The organism is Photobacterium satsumensis, assembly GCF_050336935.1.
Lineage (GTDB): Bacteria > Pseudomonadota > Gammaproteobacteria > Enterobacterales > Vibrionaceae > Photobacterium > Photobacterium satsumensis.
Genome location: NZ_JAKJSK010000006.1, coordinates 2,101,655 through 2,127,921, shown reverse-complemented (window position 1 = coordinate 2,127,921; position 26,267 = coordinate 2,101,655). Strand labels below are relative to the sequence as shown.

At 47.2% G+C, this 26,267-nt stretch carries 21 protein-coding genes; 7 read left to right on the top strand and 14 right to left on the bottom strand.

Translation table 11 applies throughout. From position 1 onward, the window contains the following. Positions 1 to 12: 12 nt before the first annotated feature. From L4D79_RS09600 to L4D79_RS09580, 5 genes are all read right to left on the bottom strand, one after another. Positions 13 to 978: a LacI family DNA-binding transcriptional regulator gene (locus L4D79_RS09600; RefSeq protein WP_428650530.1), complete on the bottom strand. Its 966-nt coding sequence runs from the start codon at positions 976 to 978 to the stop codon at positions 13 to 15. A 236-nt stretch (positions 979 to 1,214) separates the two neighbouring features. Continuing rightward, complete coding sequence (locus L4D79_RS09595) at positions 1,215 to 2,129, bottom strand: ROK family protein (RefSeq protein ID WP_428651752.1); 915 nt, start codon at positions 2,127 to 2,129, stop codon at positions 1,215 to 1,217. A gap of 173 nt (positions 2,130 to 2,302) precedes the next feature. Next, the gene (gene chbA / locus L4D79_RS09590) at positions 2,303 to 2,608 is read right to left on the bottom strand and encodes a PTS N,N'-diacetylchitobiose transporter subunit IIA (protein ID WP_428650527.1); all 306 of its coding nucleotides are present in this window, start codon (positions 2,606 to 2,608) and stop codon (positions 2,303 to 2,305) included. Positions 2,609 to 2,715: 107 nt separating this feature from the next. Continuing rightward, positions 2,716 to 4,044, bottom strand: a complete 1,329-nt coding sequence (locus L4D79_RS09585) for a PTS sugar transporter subunit IIC (RefSeq protein WP_428650525.1) — start codon at positions 4,042 to 4,044, stop codon at positions 2,716 to 2,718. Between the two features lie 29 nt (positions 4,045 to 4,073). Continuing rightward, the gene (locus L4D79_RS09580; protein WP_428650522.1) at positions 4,074 to 4,382 is read right to left on the bottom strand and encodes a PTS sugar transporter subunit IIB; all 309 of its coding nucleotides are present in this window, start codon (positions 4,380 to 4,382) and stop codon (positions 4,074 to 4,076) included. 187 nt (positions 4,383 to 4,569) lie between these two features. Between L4D79_RS09580 and L4D79_RS09575 the strand changes: the two genes are divergently transcribed. The 3 genes from L4D79_RS09575 to L4D79_RS09565 all read left to right on the top strand — a co-directional run bounded on the left by L4D79_RS09575 (position 4,570) and on the right by L4D79_RS09565 (position 8,465). Continuing rightward, on the top strand, positions 4,570 to 5,853 hold the full coding sequence (locus L4D79_RS09575; protein ID WP_428650520.1) for a PTS sugar transporter subunit IIC: 1,284 nt from the start codon (positions 4,570 to 4,572) through the stop codon (positions 5,851 to 5,853). 227 nt (positions 5,854 to 6,080) lie between these two features. After that, complete coding sequence (locus tag L4D79_RS09570; RefSeq protein ID WP_428650517.1) at positions 6,081 to 6,983, top strand: ROK family protein; 903 nt, start codon at positions 6,081 to 6,083, stop codon at positions 6,981 to 6,983. 87 nt (positions 6,984 to 7,070) lie between these two features. Further along, on the top strand, positions 7,071 to 8,465 hold the full coding sequence (locus tag L4D79_RS09565; RefSeq protein ID WP_428650514.1) for a glycoside hydrolase family 1 protein: 1,395 nt from the start codon (positions 7,071 to 7,073) through the stop codon (positions 8,463 to 8,465). Positions 8,466 to 8,559: 94 nt separating this feature from the next. Here the strand turns inward: L4D79_RS09565 and surE are convergent, their stop codons facing one another. The 4 genes from surE to L4D79_RS09545 all read right to left on the bottom strand — a co-directional run bounded on the left by surE (position 8,560) and on the right by L4D79_RS09545 (position 13,336). Then, on the bottom strand, positions 8,560 to 9,462 hold the full coding sequence (surE, locus tag L4D79_RS09560; protein WP_428650511.1) for a 5'/3'-nucleotidase SurE: 903 nt from the start codon (positions 9,460 to 9,462) through the stop codon (positions 8,560 to 8,562). Between the two features lie 24 nt (positions 9,463 to 9,486). Beyond that, positions 9,487 to 10,797, bottom strand: a complete 1,311-nt coding sequence (locus L4D79_RS09555; RefSeq protein WP_428650508.1) for an OprD family outer membrane porin — start codon at positions 10,795 to 10,797, stop codon at positions 9,487 to 9,489. A 159-nt stretch (positions 10,798 to 10,956) separates the two neighbouring features. Beyond that, on the bottom strand, positions 10,957 to 11,607 hold the full coding sequence (pgmB, locus tag L4D79_RS09550) for a beta-phosphoglucomutase (protein WP_428650505.1): 651 nt from the start codon (positions 11,605 to 11,607) through the stop codon (positions 10,957 to 10,959). 40 nt (positions 11,608 to 11,647) lie between these two features. Further along, on the bottom strand, positions 11,648 to 13,336 hold the full coding sequence (locus L4D79_RS09545) for a glycoside hydrolase family 3 protein (RefSeq protein WP_428650502.1): 1,689 nt from the start codon (positions 13,334 to 13,336) through the stop codon (positions 11,648 to 11,650). Between the two features lie 378 nt (positions 13,337 to 13,714). On the opposite strand from L4D79_RS09545, the gene L4D79_RS09540 reads away from it, so the two are divergent. After that, the gene (locus L4D79_RS09540; RefSeq protein ID WP_428650498.1) at positions 13,715 to 15,052 is read left to right on the top strand and encodes an MFS transporter; all 1,338 of its coding nucleotides are present in this window, start codon (positions 13,715 to 13,717) and stop codon (positions 15,050 to 15,052) included. A 182-nt stretch (positions 15,053 to 15,234) separates the two neighbouring features. Continuing rightward, entirely contained in the window at positions 15,235 to 17,700 is a 2,466-nt protein-coding gene (locus L4D79_RS09535; RefSeq protein WP_428650495.1) for a GH39 family glycosyl hydrolase, read from the top strand. A 157-nt stretch (positions 17,701 to 17,857) separates the two neighbouring features. Here the strand turns inward: L4D79_RS09535 and L4D79_RS09530 are convergent, their stop codons facing one another. Continuing rightward, positions 17,858 to 18,256, bottom strand: coding sequence for a DUF2799 domain-containing protein (locus L4D79_RS09530; RefSeq protein ID WP_428650492.1), 399 nt, complete (start codon positions 18,254 to 18,256; stop codon positions 17,858 to 17,860). 609 nt (positions 18,257 to 18,865) lie between these two features. On the opposite strand from L4D79_RS09530, the gene L4D79_RS09525 reads away from it, so the two are divergent. Next, positions 18,866 to 19,303, top strand: a complete 438-nt coding sequence (locus tag L4D79_RS09525; protein ID WP_428650489.1) for a PACE efflux transporter — start codon at positions 18,866 to 18,868, stop codon at positions 19,301 to 19,303. Positions 19,304 to 19,386: 83 nt separating this feature from the next. On the opposite strand, the gene L4D79_RS09520 is transcribed toward L4D79_RS09525, so the two are convergent. Next, a complete protein-coding gene (locus tag L4D79_RS09520) occupies positions 19,387 to 20,913 on the bottom strand; it encodes an AbgT family transporter (RefSeq protein ID WP_428650486.1) in 1,527 nt (508 codons plus the stop codon). Between the two features lie 22 nt (positions 20,914 to 20,935). Next, the gene (locus L4D79_RS09515) at positions 20,936 to 22,114 is read right to left on the bottom strand and encodes a M20 aminoacylase family protein (protein WP_428650483.1); all 1,179 of its coding nucleotides are present in this window, start codon (positions 22,112 to 22,114) and stop codon (positions 20,936 to 20,938) included. A 147-nt stretch (positions 22,115 to 22,261) separates the two neighbouring features. Between L4D79_RS09515 and L4D79_RS09510 the strand changes: the two genes are divergently transcribed. After that, positions 22,262 to 23,185 (top strand): LysR substrate-binding domain-containing protein, encoded by a 924-nt coding sequence (locus L4D79_RS09510; RefSeq protein WP_428650481.1) that lies wholly within the window; start codon positions 22,262 to 22,264, stop codon positions 23,183 to 23,185. A gap of 189 nt (positions 23,186 to 23,374) precedes the next feature. Here the strand turns inward: L4D79_RS09510 and L4D79_RS09505 are convergent, their stop codons facing one another. Continuing rightward, the gene (locus tag L4D79_RS09505; RefSeq protein ID WP_428650479.1) at positions 23,375 to 24,568 is read right to left on the bottom strand and encodes an acetate/propionate family kinase; all 1,194 of its coding nucleotides are present in this window, start codon (positions 24,566 to 24,568) and stop codon (positions 23,375 to 23,377) included. A gap of 394 nt (positions 24,569 to 24,962) precedes the next feature. Beyond that, positions 24,963 to 25,874, bottom strand: a complete 912-nt coding sequence (locus L4D79_RS09500) for a LysR family transcriptional regulator (RefSeq protein ID WP_428650477.1) — start codon at positions 25,872 to 25,874, stop codon at positions 24,963 to 24,965. Between the last annotated feature and the right edge of the window lie 393 nt (positions 25,875 to 26,267).

Below are 26,267 nucleotides of genomic sequence, written 5' to 3'. Positions count from 1 at the left end.
GTAGTATCGGAATTACGCGAGTGTCGTTACCGATGAACGGGCGACCAACCGGCCTGCAACGGTCGGGGATGGCTCAATAGGTAGAGGCTTTCCTTCGATAATGCTCTGTACCCGCTTGAGGCAATCATCAATCAAAGATTCAGTTGGGTAGCTGATACAAGTCAGAGGTGGGTACAGCAAACTTGCCAATGGCGAGTCTTCCAAGCTAATGATCGACACTTCCTGCGGTACCGCGATATTGAATTCGCGCATCAGGCGCATCGCTTGGGCTGCATGGCTATCTCGTTTCACCACCAACGCCGTATACTTGGTAAAGCTATTGATCAATGCCAGCAGACCTTGCTCGACATCATTTTTGGCTTCCACCACCAGCTGGCGGTTGAAGGGAATAGAAAGGTTTTGCAGGGCACTGCGGTAGCCTTCTAGCATCTGCTGGCTAGCAGCCTCCTTGGCATCATCAACGAGCAAGGCAATTTGGCGGTGGCCTTTACCAAGCACGTAACGACAAGCACTCTCGGTGGCAAAGGCATAGTTATAGCCACTGACAATACTGCCTTCGATACAAACATTATCGAAATGTACCACATTGGCAGGCTGCGGACCCGCCGGTGGTGCGCCCATCACGATGATCGCTTCACACTGATCTTGCAGTTCATCGACGACCCGGCGCTGATCTTCTGCATCGCTGGCGTAGTGCAGCAGCATGAATTTATTGAGGGACTTTAAACCTTTGGATAACAGCGGTAGGTAGTTCACGACGTTAGTTGCCTCTGCAGATGGCAACACGACACCGATATAGTGCGAGGCTTGCTTCGCCAGGTTCTGCGCCGCAACGTTAGGCCGGTAGTTCAACTCACCGACGGCTTTAAGCACCGCCAATCGGCTCTCTTCCTTTACCCCACGCGTGCCACTCAGCACACGGGAGACCGTGGCTTTAGACACATTAGCTAGCTTTGAAACATCAGTGATGGTTGCCATTATCCGTACTACATCGTTGTTACCCAAAATTCCCTACTGCATCTTACGAACCGTTAGCCTTTAAAGAAGCAGCACATAACTATCATACCATAGCCCCTACGACATACACTCAGCTACGCCAAAAATTCTCTTTTATTTCGGGCAGTTTCCGCTGGTTTCCAAATCAACCCCAACAAGGAGCGAGGCTTCAAATAACTAGGCGCCTAATAATCCGCCACCGAATAGCCAAGCACCTTTCAGGCGGCCTCAGCATGCATCGACGGTAGCCATGCTGCCCCGCGCACACCACTGCTGTCACCAAATTTGGCTTTCACGATCTGGGTATTGCACTGCTTCGAAAACACATACTTTTCTACCGCTTGTGGCAAATCCCGGTAAATCGCCTCGGCATTAGACAGGCCGCCCCCCAACACAATGACATGGGGATCAACCACATTGATCACCGAGGCCAAACTGCGGCCAAAGGCATCTATAAAGTGGGAATAATAGCCCTTGGCTTCTTCGTCCCCAAGTTCTGCCGCCGCAATGATTTCCTGTGCCGTCATTTCGCAACCAAGACGCTGATTGAAGCGTTCGGTAAACCCGGTCCCTGAAATAAAACGCTCGATACAGTTATCTTTACCGCAGTAGCAGGGCTGGCTAGTGCCATCTATTCGGATGTCATAACCGGGTAGCATGTTATGCCCCCACTCACCCGCAATGGCATTTGGCCCCATCAGTAGCTGACGATTAACGACCATACCACCGCCACAACCAGTGCCAACGATAATGCCGAATACCGTGTTGCCATTCGCGCCCGCACCATCTACCGCTTCGGACAAAGCGAAACAGTCGGCATCATTAGCAATATAAACGTCCTGCTCAAGTGCCTGGATTAAATCCGACCACAGGTCATGACCATTCAATACTAGGCAGTTGCAGTTCTTGATCATATCCGTCACAGGATCAATTGCCCCCGGTAATCCAATACCAATCGATAATGGCTTACCAACGGTTCGTTGAATATCGGCAATGAACGACAGTAGATTTTCCATGAAGGCCTGATAGCTGTTTTTGATGGTCGGAATGCGCTTACGAAACACCACATCACCGTTCGCATCCAGCACCAAGCCTTCGATTTTTGTCCCACCGATATCCAGTCCCAACTGCAACATCTGCCCTACCCCTCTACGTTTTTAATATGTTTGCTTCAGCATTGTTCAGACATCTCATTCACTTAGGAGAGAACAAAAAAGCTCAGCAATGATAAAAGGTTATTGATGGTGAAAAGCAATTGTATGAGAGGGCTCATTGTCCCTCTCTATACTTAAATGTTGCACTTTACTCACTGAACCTTACGGTGCAGTTCGATGAGCTCTGCGACCAACTCTTTGGCAAGCATCGAGGTCATCAGGTGGTCTTGGGCATGCACCATAATCAGTGTCATCTTGGTTTTTCCTTCACCCTCATCAGCTTCAATCAGCTGGGTTTGTACCAAGTGGGCTTGGTTAGCAAACTCCTGGGCTTCTTTCATCAGGCCTTCAGCCTCAGCAAAGTTACCCTGCTTGGCATGGCGTAGCGCTTCATAGCTAAGGCTGCGTGACTGACCGGCATTGATGATGATGCCCATTACCTGTTCTTCTAAATCCATCTTAACTCTCCGCTTTGATGCGGCCCTGCGACTAAGTCGCAGGGCTCGGTTTTACTGGCAGTAACAATTGTTTGATTAACGTCGGTATTCGCTTGGCTGACGTGAAATTACGCTGTCGCAGGCTCGCCCTGAGGGGCTTCTTCGCCAGCGTTATTCGCCGCTTCCTGCTCAAGCAGTTGTTTCTCGTAGGCCTTAAGAAATGGCATATACATCAAGACAGCAGATGCCATACAAAGCAGGCACAAGATGACTGGGCTGAATGACCAGTTCGCCGCCCATGACGCACCGATAGGGCCCGGCGTTGTCCATGGCGTTAGTGATACCACGCGGGCAACCAAATTAAGGTCTAGGGCAATATAGGCCAGCGTTGCGTTAACCATAGGGACCAAAATAAATGGCAGGAAGAACAATGGGTTCATAATGATTGGCGCACCGAACAAGATTGGTTCGTTGATATTGAACATACCAGGCACCACACCCATTTTACCGATAGTGCGAAGGTGGATAGCTTTACTGCGCAATAGCAGGAAGGCCAAAGGTAGCGTCGAGCCTACACCACCGATAAGTAGGTAGTGATCCCAGAAGCCCTGAACGTAAATGTGAGGAATAGCCTCACCCGCCGCCATCGCTGCTTGGTTAACCGATAGATTCGCCATCCAGAACGGGTTCATGATACCGGTCACAATAAGCGCACCGTGAATACCGGCAAACCATAAGATCTGACACACAAGGACAGATAGCAGCAGTGCCGGTAACGTGTCAGATGCAGCGACCAAAGGTTCAACCAATGCCATGATCGCCTGAGGGATGATCATGCCGGTTTGTGACTCAATAAACAGGTTCAGTGGGTGCAGGGTCAAAATCAGCACCAACACTGGAATAAGGATTTCAAACGATCGGGCAACACCAGTCGGGACTTGAGGGGGGAGGCGGATAGTGATGTTATTGCGTTTCAGGAAGGCATACACTTCAGTGGCATAAATCGCCACAATCAACGCAGTGAAAATACCCTGCCCCGAGAAATAAGCGGTTGAAATCATGCCATTTTCAAGCGGTGCTGCCACCAACATGAACGCCATGAACGACAACATGCCCGTCGTAAGAGGGTCAAGATCATGGTGCCGCGCCAGACTGGCTGCAACCCCGACCGAGATAAACAAGGTCATTATCCCCATACTGAAATTAAACGGCAGCATCAAGGTTTCAAAATGCCGCTCAGAGAAATCCAGCCATGCACGGGCAAAGCCCCAGGTTGTCTCTTGTGAGAACGGAGGGAATATAAACACCAACATGAATGAACCAACAATCATGAAAGGTAGAGCAGCGATAAAGCCATCACGGATAGACGTAACGTATTTTTGCTGGCCGATGGCGCCGGCCATTGGGGTGATTTTTTGCTCAATCACTCCGATCAACTTGTCGTATAGGGCACTCATAACGATTCCTTTATAGTTATAATCAGTGATTAACCGTCAATGAGCGACAGGGCAAAATCCAACACCTTGTCACCTTTCTGCATGCCGTAATCCATCATATTGATTGGCTCAACTTTGATGCCATGGGCGTCCGCTTTCTTTTGCAAATCCGGCTGCATGTACTTCACCTGCGGCCCCAGCAGAACCACTTCATAATTGCCCACTTGCTGGTCAAACTCCGCAGCGCCATAGGCTTTTATTTCGGCTTCCAAGCCACGTTTATCTGCTTCGGCGACCATTTTTTTCACTAACAAGCTAGTCGACATACCTGCTGAGCAACACAACATGATTTTTTTCATTTTTTAAGTCCTATATCGAATGATTTCGACCTGAAATATACGACCAAAGGAAAACATTGGAAACCGGTTTCCAAGTGAACCATTACTATTTGTGAGTACGATCACCAGAAAACGCAGAATGTTCTGGCAAAATGTGATCCGTTCAATATTGAGACCGGAAACTGTTTCCAAAGGATTAGCAAAACCTATGAACATTCAAGTAATGAATGTCGCGGCGAGTGTCATCGAACAGCGTATTTCGCCACTGGCAAACTGGCTGACACGCAGTAATCACGTCACCGCCTTGAGAGATGGATTTTCATTGGCCATGCCGTTTGTGATCGTCGGTAGCTTATTGGTACCCTTTATTTTTCCGCCATTTGCCATCGACTACACCAGCACAATCGGGCAGTTATACCTCACCCTAAGGCCCCTACTTGCCCCAACATTCGAGCTGACTATCGGCTTGATTGCACTGATTGTTGCCTTCGGCTCCAGCGCCAGTCTGGCGAAGCAATACCAGCTCCCAGAACGATTATCCGGCCTCACCGGCTGCCTGGCTTTCCTGCTGTTTATTGGTTTTAGCGGTAACACCATGCCCAATGTCTATCTTGGGGGGATGGGGATCTTCACTGCTTTGATATCAAGCACTTACTCAATTGAGGTTATTCGTTTCTTTTACAAAAAAGGCTGGTACATCAATCTGCCCGATGAAGTGCCGCTCATGACCCGCAATGGTTTCCGGCTGATTGTGCCGCTAATGTTCATCCTGATCTCCATCAGCATTATCAACGCCTACTTACAGATTCACACCGGGCTGATTTTGCCTGAACTGATTGCTGCCGCCTTCCAGCCATTGATCGTCGCATCAGATACCCTGACTGCGGTACTTATCTCGCTGGTTATCTGCCACTTACTGTGGTTTATCGGTATTCACGGTGCGCTAATCATCACCGGTATCATGAACCCGTTCTGGATGACTTACTTGGTTGAGAACCAGCAGGCCCTGGCCAGCGGTGCCGAGCAACTTCCGCATATCTACATGCAAGGCTTCTGGGATTACTACCTATTGATTGGCGGGATCGGCTCGACCCTACCACTCATTTTCATGGCAATACGAAGTCAATCTAAACAGCTGAAATCGGTAGGTAAAGTAGGCCTCATCCCATCGCTGTTCAATATCAACGAACCGATTTTGTTCGGCTTCCCGATCATCATGAATCCCCTGTTCTTGATCCCCTTTGTCGGTGTGCCGCTGGTCAATGCCTGTATTGCTTGGTACCTCACCGACATGGGGATTCTCGACAGGATGGTCGCGCTGCTTCCCTGGTCAATGCCAGCCCCGCTGGGCGCTGCATGGGCTGCCAACGGCAGCTGGAAAAACATGTTCATGTGCTTGTTTGCGATATTCAACTCATGGATGATTTACCGCCCATTCTTCAAGGTCCATGAAAAACAACTGATCGAACAAGAAGCCCTGCGTCAGCGATAAGTCCTGTGTGCCAGAAATAAGTCCTGTGCCAGCGCGAAACTGCATGCCCCTCAAAGCCGCCTGATCTAGGCGGTTTTTTTGTTTCGATCAAAATCACAGAATCAACGATACTCTGCCCGTATTCTGTGACCACTCTCATTTTATGGAAACCGGTTTCCGTCCTGCTCTGTATTTTCTCAGTTTATGGCAGTAGATTCCCCACCAGAACAACAAACAGGCAGGACACAATGACAACCCAACACTTTCTTGTACTGGATATCGGCGGCAGCGCTGTCAAATATGCCGTTATGGATAGCAATGCCACCTTGCTCCACAAAGGCAAGTTCGCCAGCCCAAAAGCATCTCTCGATGACTTCTGGCTGGCGTTGGACAAAGTGGTTTTCACCCTTAGTCATAAATATACCCTACAAGGCATTGCGATCAGCGCCTGTGGCGCAGTGGACTGCGACAGCGGTGTCATTCATGGTGCCAGTGCCCTGCCTTACATCCACGGCCCCAACTTCAAATCCATCATTTTCGAACGCTACCAACTGCCGGCAGAGCTAGAAAACGATGCCTGCTGTGCCGCCCTTGCCGAATTGTGGCAAGGCTCTGCCCAGCACATTACAGACTGCTGCCTAATGGTGATTGGCAGCGGGATCGGCGGGGCTATCGTCAAGGGCCGTCAAATCCAGCACGGCCACCAGCTCTTCGGTGGCGAATTCGGCTACATGATCACCGGGGAGAAAAACGGCCGACCAATCACCTTTAGTGACATGGCCTCGACCCGTGCCTTGGTTGAAATAGCTGCAGAAAAAATCGACGTGAAGGTAGAGAGCCTGAACGGCAAGATGGTGTTTGATGCCGCTGACAATGGCGATGTTCGTCTTAAGGCCGTAGTCGAACAATGGTTCCGCACCCTGGCAACAGGCTTGTTCAATATCCAGTACTGCATTGATCCTGAAACCATCATCCTCGGTGGTGCGGTCAGCGAAAGAGCGGATCTGCTCGCTCACCTAAACCGCCATCTTGATGAACTCATGCAGGCGATACCGATTGCCAGTATCAAACCCAAGCTCGCGACGTGTCAGGCTGGCAATGATGCCAATCTCATCGGTGCCCTGTTCCATTATTTGCAACGGCAAGCCTGATCCTTAACGACAAACCCATACCGAACAAAAACATTTTCCGATAACACCTATCGTTCAAGAGCTGAGCGAACAAAGACTGAGGCAACTATGACAACTTACACTTTCCCAGAAGGTTTCCTTTGGGGTGCAGCCGCATCCGGTATTCAAACAGAAGGCACCACAAATAAAGCACACCCCTCAATCTGGGATACCTGGCACCAGAATAACCCTGAGCGTTTCTTCAGGGAAATCGGCCCTGCGACTGTTTGCCAAACCTACGAACGCTACCAAGAAGACGTCGCTCTGATGAAAAAAGTCGGCATGAACTCGTTCCGTACCTCGATCCAGTGGTCGCGCCTGATCAAAGACTTCGAAACCGGTGAAGCCTGCCCGGATGCTGTGGCTTTCTATCATGCCTATATCGACGAGATGATCGCCAACGGCATCACGCCGATGATCAACCTTTACCATTTCGACATGCCTGCCGAGCTGCAGGACCAATACGGCGGGTTTGAGTCCAAGCACGTCATCGAGCTGTTCGCGAAATTTGCCCGCACCGCATTCAAGCACTTCGGCCACAAGGTCAAACACTGGATCACCTTCAACGAGCCAATCGTACCGGTGGAAGGCGGTTACTTGTATGACTTCCACTACCCATGCAAGAAAGACGGAAAATTAGCGGTTCAAGTCGCTTTCAACATCATGGTAGCCCATGCCAAAGCGGTGCTGGCTTACCATGAAATGAAACTGGACGGTGAGATCGGGGTGGTATTGAAGCTAACCCCCTCTTACACCCGCAATGACAGCGACGCCGACCAAGAAGCTGCCTGGTATGCCGATCTGCTGTTTAACCGCAGCTTCCTCGATCCGATGGTGAAAAATACCATTCCACAAGAGCTGTGCCAGATCCTGCGTGACAACGACATCATGCCGCAATACAGCACAACCGAGGTCGATGAAATCAAAGCCGCCGAAGTCGACTTCCTTGGCGTGAACTATTACGTGCCACGCCGCGTCAAAGCCCGTGAAGCCGAGTACACGCTGGACTATTTCACCCCGGAGAAATACTTCGAGAATTACATCAACCCACAAGGCCGCTTCAACCCGTTCCGTGACAACAATGAAATTCTACCAACCGCTATCTACGATATCGCCAAGAACATCCAGGACAACTACGGCAACATCAAATGGTATCTGGCCGAGATCGGTATTGCGATGGACTTGGAATCAGAAGGCCCAGTCCAAGAAGACGGGATGATTGATGACAGCTTCCGGACCGAGCTGATGAAAGAGCACTTCATCCAGCTGCACCGCGCCATGGAAAACGGCGCAAATTGTTTCGGTATCCACCAGTGGACCTTCATCGACAACTGGTCGTGGCTTAACTCCTTCAAGCGCCGATATGGCTTCTACCGCTTGGATCTAGAAACCGGCAACCGCATTCCGAAACGCCACTCGACATGGTTCAAAGAATTGGCAACAACCAACCAATTCACAGTGTAAATCGTAATATGTAGAAAGAGAAAAAGAGGGAGTAATTTGCCTCAATCTTAAAAAAAGCCCATCACTAAATGTATGATGGGCTTTCTCTGTCAGTTTAATTTAATAAATCTTGGTACAATTCCACCGCTTCCGGTTCATTCCAATGCGCATTAAACACGGTATAGGTGATGTATTTGCGCATTAGCTCCGTGGTATCGGTGATGACTGCCGGATCGCTGGCTGCAAGGAAAGGTTTTAAGTTAAGCTCTTGCACCGTGGTCTCATCATCTACCAGCTTGAAGGTATAATTGTAATCGGTCAGGATTTCATTCTCGATATATCTAATACCTTTAATTTCACTTTCTGGATACGGCGGATAATTAATACTCAGTCCTGTACCACTTGGTAACAAAGGCTGGCCGGCTTTTTTGTTACTGTTAAGTTTGTTGACTACTGCCAGTGTATGTTCCACCCCGGCCGGAATATATTCTATTGAACTAGGAAAGCCTGTTTTTATTTCTTCAATCCGAAGCCCCATGCTGACTGCGATGGCTGGCACACCGTGGCGTACAGCACGGGCGGCAGCCGAAACAGTACCGGAGTTAAATTGGTTGACCCCGACATTTGGTCCATCATTAACACCTGAAATCACCAGATCCGGTTTTTGCTCTGCCATCAGCCCGGTAAGACCAAATAGCACTGAATCTACCGGAGTTCCGGAAAAACAGTAGGCCTTATCTCCGATTTTTTCGTACTTTAGCTCTTTGCCCGGCTTGAAGGTAATTGCAGTCCCCTTGCCACTTTGATTATTATCAGGGCCTGACAGCCAAACGTCATAGCCCTGCTTGGTCAAGACTTTAAACAACTCCTGAGAGCCCTCACTACGACAACCGTCATCGCTAACAACCAAAATACGCAGTTTCTCTTCAGCGTTAGTCGCTTTCGCCTGAGCCAGTGTTGGTAGAGTTAACAGTGCACCGGAAACCAATGCAGCAACCGTTTTCAATGTGGTTTTCATCTTCATATCCTTACGTCAAGAGGCTTAAAGCAAATCAAATTTATAATCAATTACGAACACGCCACCGAGAATAGAACGTTTTTCCCAGTCACCGTTTTCAACAATAGGGTTCCTGGCGCCATCCGCAACGTAGGAATATCCCGGTCCAACACCGGCCATCATGCTGAGGCCCTTAAGCGCTTTGTCCTGAAACTGATACATCATCAGAAGGTTTAATTCCGCTTCATCAATATCTGCGCCCTGATATTTCATACCAAAACCGTAAGTCGCACGAGCACCAAGCATCAAACCAGGTACGCCTGCATTCGCCATGTTATACATGGCCTGGAAGGCAATCATTGTCTCGCCGTCTTTGTTAAAGTCAGTACCGGTTCCATCAGCTTTACTGTTGAAGTTACCGTCTGTATTTTTACCCATATCCCAGAAGAACATACCCAGGCCATTATCAAGCTCGGCTTCGGTATAGGCATAACTGCCTGTCAGGGCCCATGAACCGACCATGTAATCCAGGTTCAGGTTGTAATGGTTGGCCTTATCGTCAAACGCCATTCCTTCCCAGTTATCCAAACCGTCGTTTTGATAGAAATAGCCACTCAGCCCTATTTTCGAGGTGTCAGAAACGGGAGTCAGCCATTTAAACTCAAGGCCGCTTCGTCGTAGGTAATCTTTACTTTCGCCACTGAACAGATTTACAACGTTCTTTTCACCCCAGCTGTAACTGATATCACCGGTAATAATATTGTCGATTTTTTTGCCGGTAAGTGTTTTAAAACGCTTTTTCTCAGGTGAGTCACGGTCAGAGAAACGGTCAGTATAGACACCACGCAAACGCAAGCCGTTATAACCAACTTCACCACTTATCCCCTGGTAAGAGGCAACAACAGCACGGCCATGCGAAACAGTCAAAGAACCGGTCTTGTACAACTCCTTCCAGCCACCATAAGCATTTGCGTATAACTCATCGTCACCCAATTTGATCTTCGCATAAATCTGACTGACTTTATTAAAGCCTTCTGCTTTACCATTATTATCACGTAATAAATCACGGCCCTGAAAATTATCGTTAGCGCCCAACTTAATTGCACTTGAATAAGTTGCATCAAAACCAATAATATCAGCCAAATACCCCGATTTATAATCAATCGCAACACCCTGAGCCCAAGCAAATTGGCTTTCACTGTTCGATGTATCTTCATCAAGATACATCGCAATATTTCGAGTCGATAATGAAAGTTCGTTATTTTCAAACAATCCATCTGCCTCGGCAATTGGAGATATCACTAAACCTATCAGGCAAGCTAACCTGACACATTTAAAGGTAGAGGTAAGATTCATTTTCATTCCTTAGAAAATATATCCACAGCCATAACAATAGAGTTACATACACACCTAAACTCAGGTTAAATAATTTTCTATCCGCTATTTCTGTGAGGTCATCTACACGCCAGATTTATATCTTTCTATTCTGGCTGGTTATTTTTTATTTGATATTACTTACTTTATATAATCTTCGATCTTAAATCCTATCAGGTCAGGAACTACCACTGTTGCCTGGTGCAATGAAGCATGCTCGCCGACACCAACAACCGCCATACCAGCATTCAAGGCAGCCTGGACACCAGCTTGAGCATCTTCAAAGACCAAGCATTCTGATGGTAACAGGCCAAGCAATTCAGCGCCGGTCAAAAAGACATCCGGTGCAGGCTTAGTTTTGACAACCATATTTCCATCTACGATATAATCAAAGTGATGATATAAGCCTGTGAGTTCTAATATCAGACGGGCATTTTTACTCGCTGATCCAAGAGCAATCATTATTTCTTTACATTTCAGCTCCTCAATTAATTTTACAACACCATCCAGTACGTCATTTTCATTCAGCTGATTAACTAATTTCAAATAGTCATTATTTTTATCCAATAGTAACTGGTGCTTTTCAGTTTCACTAAAAATCTCGTTACTATTATCCAATATAATATCCAAGGAATCTTTTCTGCTCACTCCTTTTAGTTTTTCATTATCTTTCTCACTAAACGGAATATTGAGTTTATTGGCGATTTTTCTCCATGCTTCATAATGCAAGCAGGCAGTATCAACCAATACACCATCGAGGTCGAAGATCACACCTTTAATTGTCTCTGTCATACGCTTTCACCGCTAATACTGTTCATTAACCCCGTTAAATTTAAAGACGGGTATCCCACTGACCAACGAAAGCATCGACAGGGCTATGACCCTTAAACTCCGAGCGCCCCAGAAGCTTATTCACGACCGCTTGAATAGTGATATCGTTCGCGGTATAGGCATTGATGTATGTCGGCACGCGAGGGACATCCATCAAATGGTATGGATTACCAAACGAAATAAATACAGTTGGAATTTCTTGACTGAACCACGGGGCATCAATCCCCATCGGACGAGCCCAGTTGATCCGCAAAGTAGTTTTGTTACTCGCCGTCTTGAACTGGGCGGCGTAGACAACCACGTCGTAATCAGCGATGAACTCTTCGACAGGCTGCATCATATCTCGCATCGTAAATTGCGAAGTATCGTATAAGGTAACCTTGAACCCTTCAGCCTCAAGCTGGTTTTGGACCTTTTCAACAGTGCCCGTCTGATGGCCAAACATATCGGCTTCATCGCCCAAGCCAATCAAAAGTATTCGGCGATGCAGCTCAAATGATAACGGTAGAATATCCTGATTGTTTTTAACCAGAGTCACCGCTTTGTCCGCACATTCAATCGCCATCTGTTTGTGCGCGTCACAACCGATCAGCGACAGATCCAGCTCAGCCGCCAGATCACGTTTATGCAGACCCAATGCCGCTTTTGTCGCAAGCGTACGGATGATGGCTTCATCGACACGCGTCATACTGAGCAGACCCGTTTCAATCCCCTTTAGCATGTAACCGAAGTCTTCTTTTAGATCTTTGTTGAACAAAAACAGATCACAACCCGCAGCAATCGTTAATGGGACCGCCTGTTCACGTTTCATCATGACGGTAAAACCCACCATCGACGTCGCATCACTGACAATCATACCGTTGAAGTTGAGTTTTCCCCGAAGCAGATCATTAAGCAGCTCAGGAGCCAGTGACGCTGGCATAATGTCCTGATCGCTCAGTTCTGGGTTTAGTACCTTGGAGTACTCCGGCAGCGCAATGTGCCCCGCCATGACGGTCAGCGCACCGGCATCAATCGATTGCTGATAAACCTGACCGAATGTTTCATCCCACTGCTGCGGCTTCATCGTATTGACAGAAAGCACCAGATGTTGGTCACGATAATCAACACCATCACCCGGGAAATGTTTGATTGATGTCGCCATGCCTCTTGCCTGAACGGCTTCGACATAGGCCTTGCCCATTGCCCCAACCAACTCAGGATCACTACCGTAAGTACGGGTATTGGTAATCGGATTATGGACGTTGTAATCAAGGTCGATAACCGGCGCAAAAGCCCAGTTACAGCCTACCGCACGACCTTCATCCGCAACGACAGCACCCAGTTTTGCAGCCATTTCCGGATCCGCTGTTGCACCTACCTGCATTTGCGAGCCAAACTCAGTTCCCTCAGCCACCGCGCCATTGCCGCCGCTTTCTAGGTTGGCAGCGATCAGCATCGGTACCTTACTATTTTGCTGCAGGTACTGATGGACCTGCTGAACTTCTTCAGCGTCACCCGGGCGAAACATGATCCCTGCCGGTTTAAACTCGTCCAATAACGCCTGTAAATCAGCCTGCTCGGCACTTAACCCGATCGGACAAAACAAGTGACCCACTTTCTCTTTTAACGTCATTGCATTGAGAGTTTCTTCCACCCAGACAATATCGGCATGGTCTAAATAAAAAGGCTTTGCCGTTAAATCTATCATTGTTACCTCTCTTTCTTCTCAATACTTGAATAACCACCAGATTGCTTGTGGTGGATAAGTTGAGAATCAGTCTAGGCTGTTTGGCCATCGCAAACTTCGTAGAGGTTTAGCTAAAGTTATAGGGGGAGTTTGTGGTCAAAGAAGAAATGTGATCTAAGCGGTTATCTACAGCAAACACTTCCTAAACAACTAATCATCTTTTATTTTAGTATGTTACCTAACTACACTGTCCTTGCCTGCCGCCACGGTGTGACTATGATGCAATTCACAGTTTATCTCTCAGCACAAAGATCCCCCAACATCTACATCAAAATGCTCGCTAGTTGTTCTTTGCCACTTTCAAGACAATGAATTCAAACCCTACACAGGTAACGAATAATGGAATCACTTAAATTAAGAGAAAAGCTAGGATATGGCGTTGGCGATCTGGGGAGTACACTGATCTTTGCCACTGTGACTACCTTCTTGATGTACTTCTATACCGATATATTTGGTCTATCAGCCGCTGCGGTTGGCAGTGTATTCTTTGTCGCTCGAATGATTGATGCGGTCAGCGATCCCCTGATGGGAGCAATTGCCGACCGAACTGCCAGTCGCTGGGGTAAATTTCGCCCTTACCTGCTGTTTGGGGCGGTACCGCTTGGCATTCTTGCAGTGCTTACCTTTACCACCCCTGACCTATCTGATTCCGGCAAACTGATCTATGCCTATATTACCTATATCCTACTGATGGTCTGCTATACCGTTGTCAATATTCCCTATTCGGCCCTACCAGTAATGATGAGCTCAGACAGCAAAGCCAGAACTCAGCTGGCTAGCTTTCGAATGTTTTGTGGCTTCTTTGCCATGCTATTGGTATCAGGCAGCACACTGCCTTTAGTACGCCTGCTAGGGGGCGATAACGAGCAACAAGGCTTTCAGTTAACCATTGCCTTTTTTGCCGCTCTGGCGGTACTCTTTTTCTTCATCACCTTCCGTGCAACCAACGAGCGAGTGCAATCCGTCGACCACCAATCATCGATAAAACAAGATCTAAAAGTGGTCAGTCAAAACCGGGCATGGTGGGTGCTGCTTATTGTCGGCGTGCTGTGTTTCAGCTTTACCATGATGCCGTTTGCCATCGGTATGTATTACTTCCGCTATAACGTCGGCCAGACTGACATGGCAACAGCCTTCTTTGTATCCGGCAATATTGGCATGTTGCTTGGCGTCGTAGTCACTGCAGTACTCTCAAAATCCCAGTGCAAAAAAAGAGTGATGATCTGTGCTCAACTACTGGCCTCTCTGCTGATCATCAACTTCTACTGGCTGGATACTTCCAATATCGCAATGATCTGCGGCCTGTTCTTTCTGGTGATGATTGCCCAGGGCGTGAGTGTGCCGATCATGTGGTCAATGGTGGCTGATGCTGCTGACTACTGTGAGTGGAAGCAAGGAAAAAGGGTCATAGGCCTGACAACAAGCTCTGTCACCTTCTCGCATAAATTCGGCATGGGGATCAGCGGTGTGATCACCGGTGTGATTCTCACCCGCTATGGCTATCAGGCCGGAGCCGTCCAATCTGCCGAAACACTGCATGGTATTCTGATCATGATGAGCCTGCTGCCCGCCCTGGGGTTTTTAACCAATGCTCTGGTACTGATCCTTTACCCCATCAACAAGCGCATCAGCGAACAGATGCAACAGGAACTTCAGCTTCTTCGCTCAGCATCCTAGCTAGTCCTATTAACCAAAAGCAATGGCGAACGGATAAATTTGTCCCGAGGGTGTGTACCTCGCCTCGTAATCACGAGGCGAGATATCAGAATTTTAATCGCCATGTGAGTTTCCACAATCCACGCTACGTCAATTCTGCGTATAGTAGAAGTTTGATGTTTCGTACTGCTCCAGGAGTGATTATGCAATACCGTCATGAGCTCGTTCGTCTTGATGAAGGACTGAAGGCCAAAATCTATGTTCATTCTGTCATGGAGGTCACAGCACATTGGCACCGTGAAATTGAGTTAATGATGGTATTGAAAGGCAGTATTGAGATCCGTCGTAATAACCAGGTCTTTAAACTCGTCCAAGATGATGTCTTGCTAATCAATCACAATGAACTGCACAGCATCAAGGCCACCGACGAAGACAATATCCTGCTGGCGATCCAATTTTCTCCTGATTTACTCAGTAATTGCTACCCAGAGTTGAATAACATCATCTTCTACTGTAATTCGGCTCAATACGGCGAAAACGAACAAACCTATTTCAACCCGCTAAGAAGCCATCTTGCCCGTATCGTTTGGACCTTTACCAAAAAGCACAAGTGGTTCAAGTTTACTATCGAGCAGGAGCTACTGGCCCTCATCACCACGCTTCTGTCCACCTATCGTCACGAAGTCATAGAAGACAACCGCCATCGGCTTCATGAACGCGAATTAGAACGGCTTACACGTATCGTCGATTATATTGGCCTTCACTTTGCGAGCAAAGTTCAGCTGCAGGAGCTGGCCGATCGAGAATGCGTCACCATGCACCACCTATCCCGCTTCTTTAAGGAGCAAATGGGCATTTCATTTCAGGAATACCTCTTCGATTACCGTATTTATCAAGCCGCAAAGCAGATAATTAGCAGTGACGACAAAATTGCCGACATTGCCTTTTCATGCGGTTTCAATGACCCCAAATTGTTCTACAAAAAGTTCAAACAGAAATATAACCAGACCCCCATCGAACTCAGAAGACAGTTATCAGCTCCCTCAAACCATCCTAACGGTGGCAGCAATTATCTGTCAGTCCGTGAACGTGATATCTATAAATCATTGTTTGAATTCATGAAGGCGCCTACTAGTGAAACCAGCATAGTCGCGGCACCGCTCCCGACTTCAAGTCCAATATCAATTAACACCGAGCAAGTCATAGCTAGTGTTACCCCGACTTGGCGCAAACTCACGACATTTGGTTGCTCCTACGAGGGACTAAAGGCGCAGCACCGCGCCCAGTTGACAGAAATGCAGAACATCCTGAGTTTCGAGTTCATCCGCTTTCAGGGGATTTTTGCCGAGCAAATGAATATTGTCGCCGCCAAAGGGATCTACGACTGGAGCAACGTCGATAACCTCATTGACTTCCTGCTGTCTATTCAGCTCAAGCCCTTTTTCTGCCTAGGCTATATGCCAGATATGTTTGCCAGCCGCGAGCAAACCGTCGCCCATTGGCGCGGTAATATATCTCCTCCGGTGCACATGGAGGACTGGACCGATTTAGTCGCTGAGTTTTTCCATCACCTCATCAGCCGTTACGGCATTGAGCAGGTACAGATGTGGTATTTCGAAGTGTGGAACGAACCTGATCTGGAAGGCGTATTCTGGGCTGGCAACGAGGCAGACTTTCATCAACTCTATCTGGCGACCTATCATACAGTGAGAGCCGTTTCGCCGTTGCTCAAACTTGGTGGCCCTTCTGTCAGCCACATGGCCTTTGACAAGTCCGACTGGCTAGGTAACTTTGTTAGCTTCTGTCAACAACATCAGCTGCAACCCGACTTTTTCTCCTATCACATTTACCCAGAGCGCTATGGCCACATTGATAACCTGATGGATTCCAATAAGGTCAGCCGCAAGACACTGGGTCCTGACGGTAGCTTGGAGTTACTGGGCAGTAGCCAACCATACCAACAACAACTAAAGACTGACGAGCTGCACATTACCGAGTGGAACCTAAGTGCCTGTTGGGGCAACAAAGTATTAGATACCGCTTACCTGGGTAGCTTTGTTGCCTACAATATCATCAACCTGTATGACAAAGTCAGCTCACTGGGGATCTGGACCTTCAGCGATCTGTTTGAGGAGCGCGGGCCGTCGGCCTCCACGTTTCACGGCGGTTTTGGCATGATGACACGTGAGGGAATTAAAAAGCCCAACTTCCATGCCCTAACGATGCTCAACCGCCTCGGCCCCGACCTGCTGGTACGAGGCAAGGACTACATTGTTACCCGTTCCGCCTATGGTATTCAGATCCTGGTGGTTAACTATATCCATTTTGACGAATTGTATGCCAACGGGGATACCTCAGCCATCGAGATGTCAGATCCCTACGCGGCCTTCAATCCTGCGCCTGACAAATCGTTTGATTTTGTCCTCGATCTGCCTCCCGGCAATTACCGGCTGACCCGTTATATACTCAACCGCGAACATGGCTCTGCGTATGATAACTGGCTTAAGATGGGCGCTCCGTCTCCATTGTCTGAAGAAGATATAGACGATCTAAAGCGCACAGCCTATCCCAAGCGTTCTACGCAATCTTTCCATCACGAAGCAGAAGAGCTATTAGTGAAAAGCTCTGTACCTGAACACGGAGTTGAATTGATATTACTGGAGTATTAACAGTAACAAACATACTGACAGGCACGAATATCAAATGCAAAATGATAAAAAATAAACATTGGTATGATATAACAGCGACATATAAAATTAATCAGGTGGCAGGATCATGTTATAGTGATACCTGCCTAATCAGGTAATGGCTAGCTTTGATTGCTGATTAAAAGAAGTCCGAGTATTCATCAATGTATACAGCCGTAATTTCTATCAAATATGACTCATAACCTTCCTGCCACTTTTCGATGGCGGTATCTTCTTGTGAAGTACTAATACATTGCCCCTTGTAACTAATACCTCGCATTCCTTGCTCATAGGTTTTTTCTGGCTGACAAAATTTATCAATACCCACACCATAGCCTTTTCTATATTGCTCATAAGCCATTGCATTTACGTCATTTAGTTCATTCAGCTCTATTTCTGAACGTTGATAATGACCACTCTTCCCATCAGCTACCCCAACGTCATGCCAATCATTCTTTTGAGTGTACCGTGCTTGTTCGGAAAAAGCGGTACAACCAATCAGCATACTACCTAGCAATGTACACAATATCACTTTCATAATAGTCTCTCTTAGATCTTGACGAGAAATGACAATAATATTTAATAAGATAGCCTATTACATAGGCTCTGGTATGAACATTCACTAATAAATTTAAATCCAACAATCAAATATAAAACACGATTTATCCATTAACGACTAAACATAATTGGAATATTCAGGAGTTTATATCTATCTATAAATTTCCAATATCAAATACGCCCTACTAGGGCCATTTTTAAATTCAATAATAAAAATCTAAAATTTTCTTTAAAAATCGTCAAAAAGAAAAATAAAAACATACAAGTAATTTAAATTTCACGGTGGATACTGGCGTAATCAACAAAAAAATAGTCACATATATGGTATGAAGACCTGTAAAGTCCCCCCAATCCTATTACTCGGGAACTCATCTTATCGATAAAGGGCACTAACTTAAGAGAATCGACATTACTTTCCCATCCTCTAAGCACATCAGGCCAACACATTGTCATTTCCCGCACCTCTCTTGCCGTTACTCCAGCCTCTAAATACCATCACGAAATGTGATAAGCGCTATCTTGCTGTTAGGTTTCAAACTGCCAAAATGCCCGCTCTTTTTTCACTCATCGTATTAGAGGGGATATTTTAATGGGTGCTATTGAGCGAATATTCCACGCCGTATTGTTCGAGGTATTGGCGGTATCACTATCCGTTGTGTTGTTGGTAGCCTTTACCGAGCATGAAGTTGGGGCATTATCAGGAACCATGATAATCATTGCGACCATCGCCATGGCTTGGAATTTTGTCTTCAACTGGGTTTTTGACAAGTATGTCCCGGGAGATAAAACCAAGCGCACTATCGCGATGCGCGTTTTCCACGTGATCCTATTTGAGCTTGGCCTGCTCACGCTGACCATCCCTGTCATGGCCATCATTCTGGGAGTAAGCCTTTACCAAGCGCTGCTCATGGATGTTGGCGTGACCGTATTTATTACCATTTATGCCTTCGTATTCAACTTCATCTACGACCATGTCAGGGCGTCAATCCTAAAAAAGCGTCGGCTATCTTCACCTGTAACGATCTAGGTTGGTGGGGCGAACATTTAATATCTCAAGCTTCCACTGGAAAAATCCCGCTCACCATTTTGAGCGGGAAAAATAAACATGACTTAATATATCCCGAACGGTAACCCGAGGGCATACCAAACAAAAAACAATATTACCCACCCCGAGAGTATCGCTAATGAATACGGTAGGGCCGTCGCCAACAGGTTCCCGATGGAAAATTTCGGACTATAAGTCTGAATAAAAGCCAAAATCAACGGTAGATAAGGGTTTATCGGGGATATTACATTGGTTGATGAGTCTGCAATCCGGTAAGCAGCCTGGATCGCCTCTGGCTCTAACCCCATTAACATAAGCATCGGCAAAAACACCGGAGCCATCAAAGCCCACTGGGCTGAGCCGCTGTAAATAAACAAATTAATCACTGCAGCAAATAAAATGAAGCATAACAACGCCAATACGTCAGGCATTTCAATCGCCATTAACCACTGGGCCCCATTCACTGCACCGACGATCGCCAAGTTTGACCAATTAAACACCGCAATAAATTGTGCAACCATAAAGACAATCACGATAAAACCGCTCATGTCCCGAATCGCCGCTCCCATTAACAATGGAATATCAGAGCCTTGCTTAATAGAGCCCTGAGACACCCCGTAGGTAATACCACATACAGTAAAAAACAGCATGATAATAGGGATTAACCCCTTCATAAACGGGGATGGCAGCAAGCCCCCTGACTCGTTTCGCAACCCTGATGATTCCGGCAAGACGAGTAAGGCAATAACCATAATGAAGCACAGGGCAACCATGCCTGTCATTCTTAAAGCACGGCGCTCGGCCTGAGTCAGCTCCAAATTAACAGGTTCCCTCGTATTTTCAGGCTCTTGCTCAACTTGCCCGTATCGCTGTAACGCTGGTTCGATATACCTATGAGTGATAGTGGTAATAATCAGTGTGATAAATGGCACCGATATGCACATAAAGAACCAATTAGCTAACACACTGACTTCATAGCCAGGACGGATAGATTGCACAACCTCTGTCGAAATCCCTGACATCAGCAAATCTGTTCCAGCAATAAAGAAATTAGCTGAAAACCCCGCAAATACCGAAACAAAAGAAACGATAATACCAACCAATGGATTACGGCCGACAGTTTTAAACATCATCGCAGCCAATGGGGGGATCAGAAAAACAGCAGCATCTGAGACTAAGTTCCCAGTAATCGATGTGACAACCACAGCTGGCGTCATCCATTTCGCAGAAACACCGGCTAGCATACGCTTGATAGCCGCTTCAGCTAGCCCGGTTTGCTGGATCAGCCCGAGTGACAACATCAAGACAATCACCAGCCCCAACGGTCTGAAGCTCGTGAAATTAGACACGGTATGGGTGACTAAGTAGTTCAGCCCTTCCCAAGTCAGAATGGAGCGTACAGCTACTTCCTGCTGGGTTGAAGGGTGAATAACTGGGGTTGATGTAAAACTGAATATGGCTGACAGGCCAATGGTAGCGATATACAGAAAAAAGAACATCACAAATGGGTGTGGTAACCGGTTTGCCGCTTTTTCAATGGTATCCATCAATCCTGCAAAGAAGTGATTGGACTGGAGCTTTGTCTCTTCCATGATTTTCTCCATCAACACATGATTACATGGGTAATTCTTCGCGGATCACACCAACAAAAAATGATGCCCCAACCGGAATAATGTCGTCATTAAAATCGTAGCTGGGGTTATGCACGCAAATACCGCCCTCATGTCCTTCACTGCCGTTCCCTACCAGCACATAACACCCAGGGACTTGCTGGAGCATAAAGGAGAAGTCCTCACTGCCTGATAGCGGTAAGCATTGTGGATTGACCTTTCCTTCACCGACGACCGACTTGGCAACAGTGGTAACAAGTGCCACCGCATCTTTGTCGTTCACCGTTGCAGGATAGCTACCAGGTTTAACAACAAGCTGTGCCGTCGCACCGTAAGACGCAGCAATCTGCTCGACCAACAGTCTTAACCGTTGGACGCATTCTTGCCGTATTTGCTCATCAAACGCCCGCAGGCAGCCTTTAAGAAAAGCCTGATCCGGAATAACATTATGGGTACCGGAACCAGCATGGACATCAGTAAAAGAGATCACCGCAGACTCCAAAGGAGATGTGTTACGGCTAACGATAGTTTGGGCGCTCATGATGATATTGCTTAGCACAATAGTCGGATCAATGGCCTTGTGCGGTAAGGCGGCATGCCCTCCTCTGCCTGTAATTTCAATGATGAAGCGATCTGAGCTCGCCAGTAATGGGCCTTCCCTCAACCAGATCTCGCCCTGAGGGATCCCCGGCATATTGTGCAATCCATACACCCTGTCACACGGGAAGCGCTCAAATAGTCCCTCATCGATCATGACTTTTGCACCGCCTAGGCCTTCCTCCGCCGGTTGGAAAATAAAATATACCGTACCGCTAAAATCACGGCACTGTGCCATGTACCACGCTGTCGCTAATAAAATCGCAGTATGCCCGTCATGGCCGCAACCATGCATTTTCCCTTGATGACAAGATGCATGGGCAAAGTGGTTGGCTTCATCCATCTGCAGCGCATCCATATCTGCGCGCAAGCCAATAGTCCGACTCGAAAGCTGGCTACCTCTCAGCACACCGACAACCCCTGTTTTAGCGATCCCAGTGTGTACTTCATCAAAGCCCCATGCCTTTAGCTTTTCTGCAACCAAATTCGCGGTACGGGATTCCTCAAACCCTAATTCAGGATGGCGATGAATATCACGCCGCCATGCGGTGAACACTTCATTGTTCATTTGAAGCGCTTCGATCATATTTCTCTCCTGCTTATCTCAATAGCCATAACAAAATGTAATCAACTGGATTAGGCACACGCCCGGCCCATACCAATTTAGTTACTGTATACTGAGTGGAAAGCAGGTATCTAATGACTTAAGACTATTAAGGTATAAGGAAATATTATGGCATCGCGAGGATTTACCGACAGCCAGATAGAAGCGTTTTTGTGGATAATGCGCACGAGCAGTGCAACTGAAGCTGCCGAGAAAATGCTGATCACCCAACCCGCGATTAGCCGTTTAACCAAGCAGTTAGAGCAAAGGCTGGGCTTCACCTTATTCGACAGGGTAAACAACCGCCTGATCCCGACACGGAAGGGAAAGCTGTTTTACGATGAAGTTGAAAAGGTATATACCGGTTTAACCCACTTGAAGGATTTTGCCGACCGGCTAAAAAAACAGGCTGTCGGGCAACTTAACATCGTGAGCATGCCCGCCTTTGCGGTAAACTTGCTGCCAGAGCTTACCATCGCGATTGATTCCCAATTTCCCGGTTTGGATATCGGTCTATATTCCTACCGTTCAAACCAGATTATTGCTGACATGGCCGCGCAACGATTTGATTTTGCAATTACAACTGATCTGACCGAAGATCCACGGTATCAGAGTTTTTTCTATACTGTTCCCAATATCTGCCTGCTTCCCCAAGCGCACCCTCTCGCCCAAAAAAACTGTATCCAAGTGGCCGATTTCGAAGGTGAGACCCTGATCAGCGGCGAGCCCAACGATCAAATCCGCACTTCTTTATTTGATACCTTCAAAAATGCCCAGATCACTCCCCATAAGATTTGGTCCGTCTCATTGAGTGATATGGCTAGCCGGCTAGTGGCCAGCGGCAAAGGGTTAGCCGTCATAAACTGCATTTCCGCCATGGAAATCCCGGTGGGTACGGTAGCCAGGCCCATCGATATTCCGATGGATTATCACCTCCAGGTCATCATCCCTTTAGATAAAAATATGGATCCCCTGACACGGGAAATTAACCACCAATTACTAGCCGCTTTTGAAGCCAAAATATCAGCAGCCCGGCAACAGTTTTACTCGTGAGCAGGGCACCACAGTTCGAACACTACAGTTCGAATAACTGAGCTCGAACACAATAGCTCGAGCATCATAGCCCGGTACAGTAAGCCTAGTGGGATCTCTGGTAAAAGGAAGCCAATAAAAAACGGCCCAGAGCGGTAATAACCCTGGGCCGTTTCTAAATCTGCGTTAACCCCGTAAGGTTAGAATCAATTAAGCGTGAAGCAGTTCCATTGATTCTTTCGCGATTACCCACTCTTCGTTAGTCGGGATAACCATAGCCACTGGCGTGTTTGGCTTGGTGATGATACCAGCGTTACCAAAGCGCGCTGCGGCATTACCTTCTTCGTCTTCGCGGTAGCCGAAGATCTTCAGGTTCTCTAGGATCTTGCTACGGATTGGCTGAGAGTTCTCACCAATACCTGCAGTGAAGATGATAGCGTCTAGCTCGTCTAGCGCAACCATGTAAGAACCGATGTACTTAGCAACACGGTAGCAGAATAGTTCAAAGGCCAGTGTTGCACCTTCGTGGCCGTTTTCCATCGCTTCGATGATGCCGCGACAGTCGCTAGTCAGGCCAGATACACCTAGTAGACCCGACTTCTTGTTCAGCTCGTCGAATACTTCTTGCTGAGACCAACCTTTCTTCAGCAGGAACTCAATGATGCTTGGGTCAAGGTCACCACAGCGTGTACCCATCATTAGACCAGCTAGCGGTGTGAAGCCCATGCTGGTGTCAACACTCTTGCCGTTCTTAACTGCACATACAGATGCACCGTTACCTAGGTGAACAGAGATGAAGTTGCTCTCTTCAACCGGCTTGTTGACAACCTTCGCAGCTTCACGGCTAACGTAGTAGTGGCTTGTACCGTGGAAACCGTAACGGCGGATGCCGTAGTCTGTGTACAGTTTCTGAGAGATAGCACCAGTGTATGCCTTCGCTGGCATGGTCTGGTGGAACGCGGTATCGAATACGGCGTACTGAGACAGGCTTGGGAACGCCGCCATCGCTGCACGCATACCGATAACGTGAGCAGGGTTGTGAAGAGGTGCAAGATCGCTCAGCTTGTCGATCTCTTCCAGTACTGACTCGTCAATCTTAACCGTCTTAGTGAATTTCTCACCGCCGTGAACAACACGGTGACCGATTGCAACGATATCTTGCTTCATGCCTAGCTCTTCAAGCAGGGCAACGATGCGATCAACGGCCTGCTGGTGGTGGTTACCTTCAGCATCAAGTGCGTGCTCGTGCTTCTCACCATCGATTTTCCAGCTCACTACGGCTTCAGGCATGCCGAAACATTCGCCAAGACCGCTCAGGGTCGCTTCGCCACTTACAGTGTCGATAAGGGCAAACTTAAGTGAAGAACTGCCAGAGTTGATTACAAGTACTAGAGAGTTGCTCATGGGTTATCTCATCAGATTAAATTGGGCTCTAGAACAATATGTTCCGTTACACGTCTATCCGGTCTGTTGACCTATCTAGAAGAAAAAGTGTGGAGCAGCATTTTCTTCTAATTTATAGCTTTTGATTACATTATTCAATTTTTTTTGAATAACTCAACTTTTGTTTCGACAATTTTGAAAAAAATTGAAAATTCGCTGGTTCAGATCAAGTTTAAAGCAACGAAAACGTTTTCGCGCGTCTATTTTGTAACCAGCATCAACAAAAAAACACTAAGAAATGTTTATGCGTTTAAACAAATAATAGAAAAAAGAAACGTCAGAAAGGGCAAAAAAAGCACATGGGCGAAGCAAAAAAGTGTTCGCCACATGTCGAAGGGCATAAAATATCGCGTAACTAACTGATTAAACGAATTTTATCATGTGGGGAGCGGAACCATTCACTGATAAAAGACATCAGATGGCGGATCCTAGGATTGATATGAACATCATGATGACAAACCAGCCACCACTGGGCATCGGGCAGTTCAATTTCAGGCACCGTGATCGGTTCTAGCTCAGGATAGCGCTCGGCAATGGCGTGGAAAACAACCGCAATCCCAGCCTTTGCCCTTGCCAGCTCCAGTTGCATCTTGAAGCTGTCGGTACGAAAGTTGAAATGCGACTTGTTGAGCGGGTTGCCAAACTGACTGGCCGTCTCTATATAGACCCTCTGCTGATCGTAGCCAATGATCTGATGATTACTGGTATACATTTCGCGCACCGTACTCGGTTTCCCGAACTGCTTCAGATAATCCCGGTGGGCGTAAAAACCTATCTCCTCACTATGCAGTAGACTCACCACCAAATCAGATTGCTCCGGCTTAGATTTTGAGATCAGAAGATCGGCTTCGCGCTTGTTGAGGTTAACCTCTTTGTTAGCCACCAGTATTTCAATTTCGATATCGGGAAACTGGCGTTGAAATTCATTGAGCAGCGCTGGCATGAAGTAGAAGGATATCGTATCACTGGCAGCCAACCGCACATGACCCACATGCTTACTACTGTGGGCAGACGCTTTCGTGATAAACCCATCCACTCCCCTGGCCGTTTCTTTTGCGGCACTTAATAGCTCATTACCGACCAAAGTCAGCCCCAAACCCTGCGTCGAGCGATCAAACAGGTTGAATCCCACCTTCTCTTCAAGGGCTGAAATATGCCGACTGATTGTCGGCTGTGACATTCCCAACTTCTGGCCAGCCGCAGACATACTCCCTTCTTCGGCAACGGCAAGAAAAATACGAATGCTGTCCCATTCCATGTTATGCATTCTCAAATACCCACTATGTGTTTTTATCTATTCACTATACCGCCAAAAAGTGCTTCGCTATGGAGTATGATTTTGAGATGAATCGCAAGGTTGGAGAAAAACGTTGATGCAAAGCAACCCCCTCACCATAACTTAACAATTAGCCGATAGGGCTGTTAGCCCATTAGCTTGCCCCCACATTGGGTATAATGTGAAAAATAACGCATTAAAAAGTACATCAAAAAAAATTATAAAAATAACCTTTCATTTAATTCAATACCCTTGTGATTAAACTTAAATTATCTTTAATTTCACAAAATAACAAAAACAAAAACGGTGACATTTCAGGTCAATCGTTTTGCACTTTGAGTCATCAAGCGATAGGCGGTAAGGCATCACGGAACCCTCTCCCTC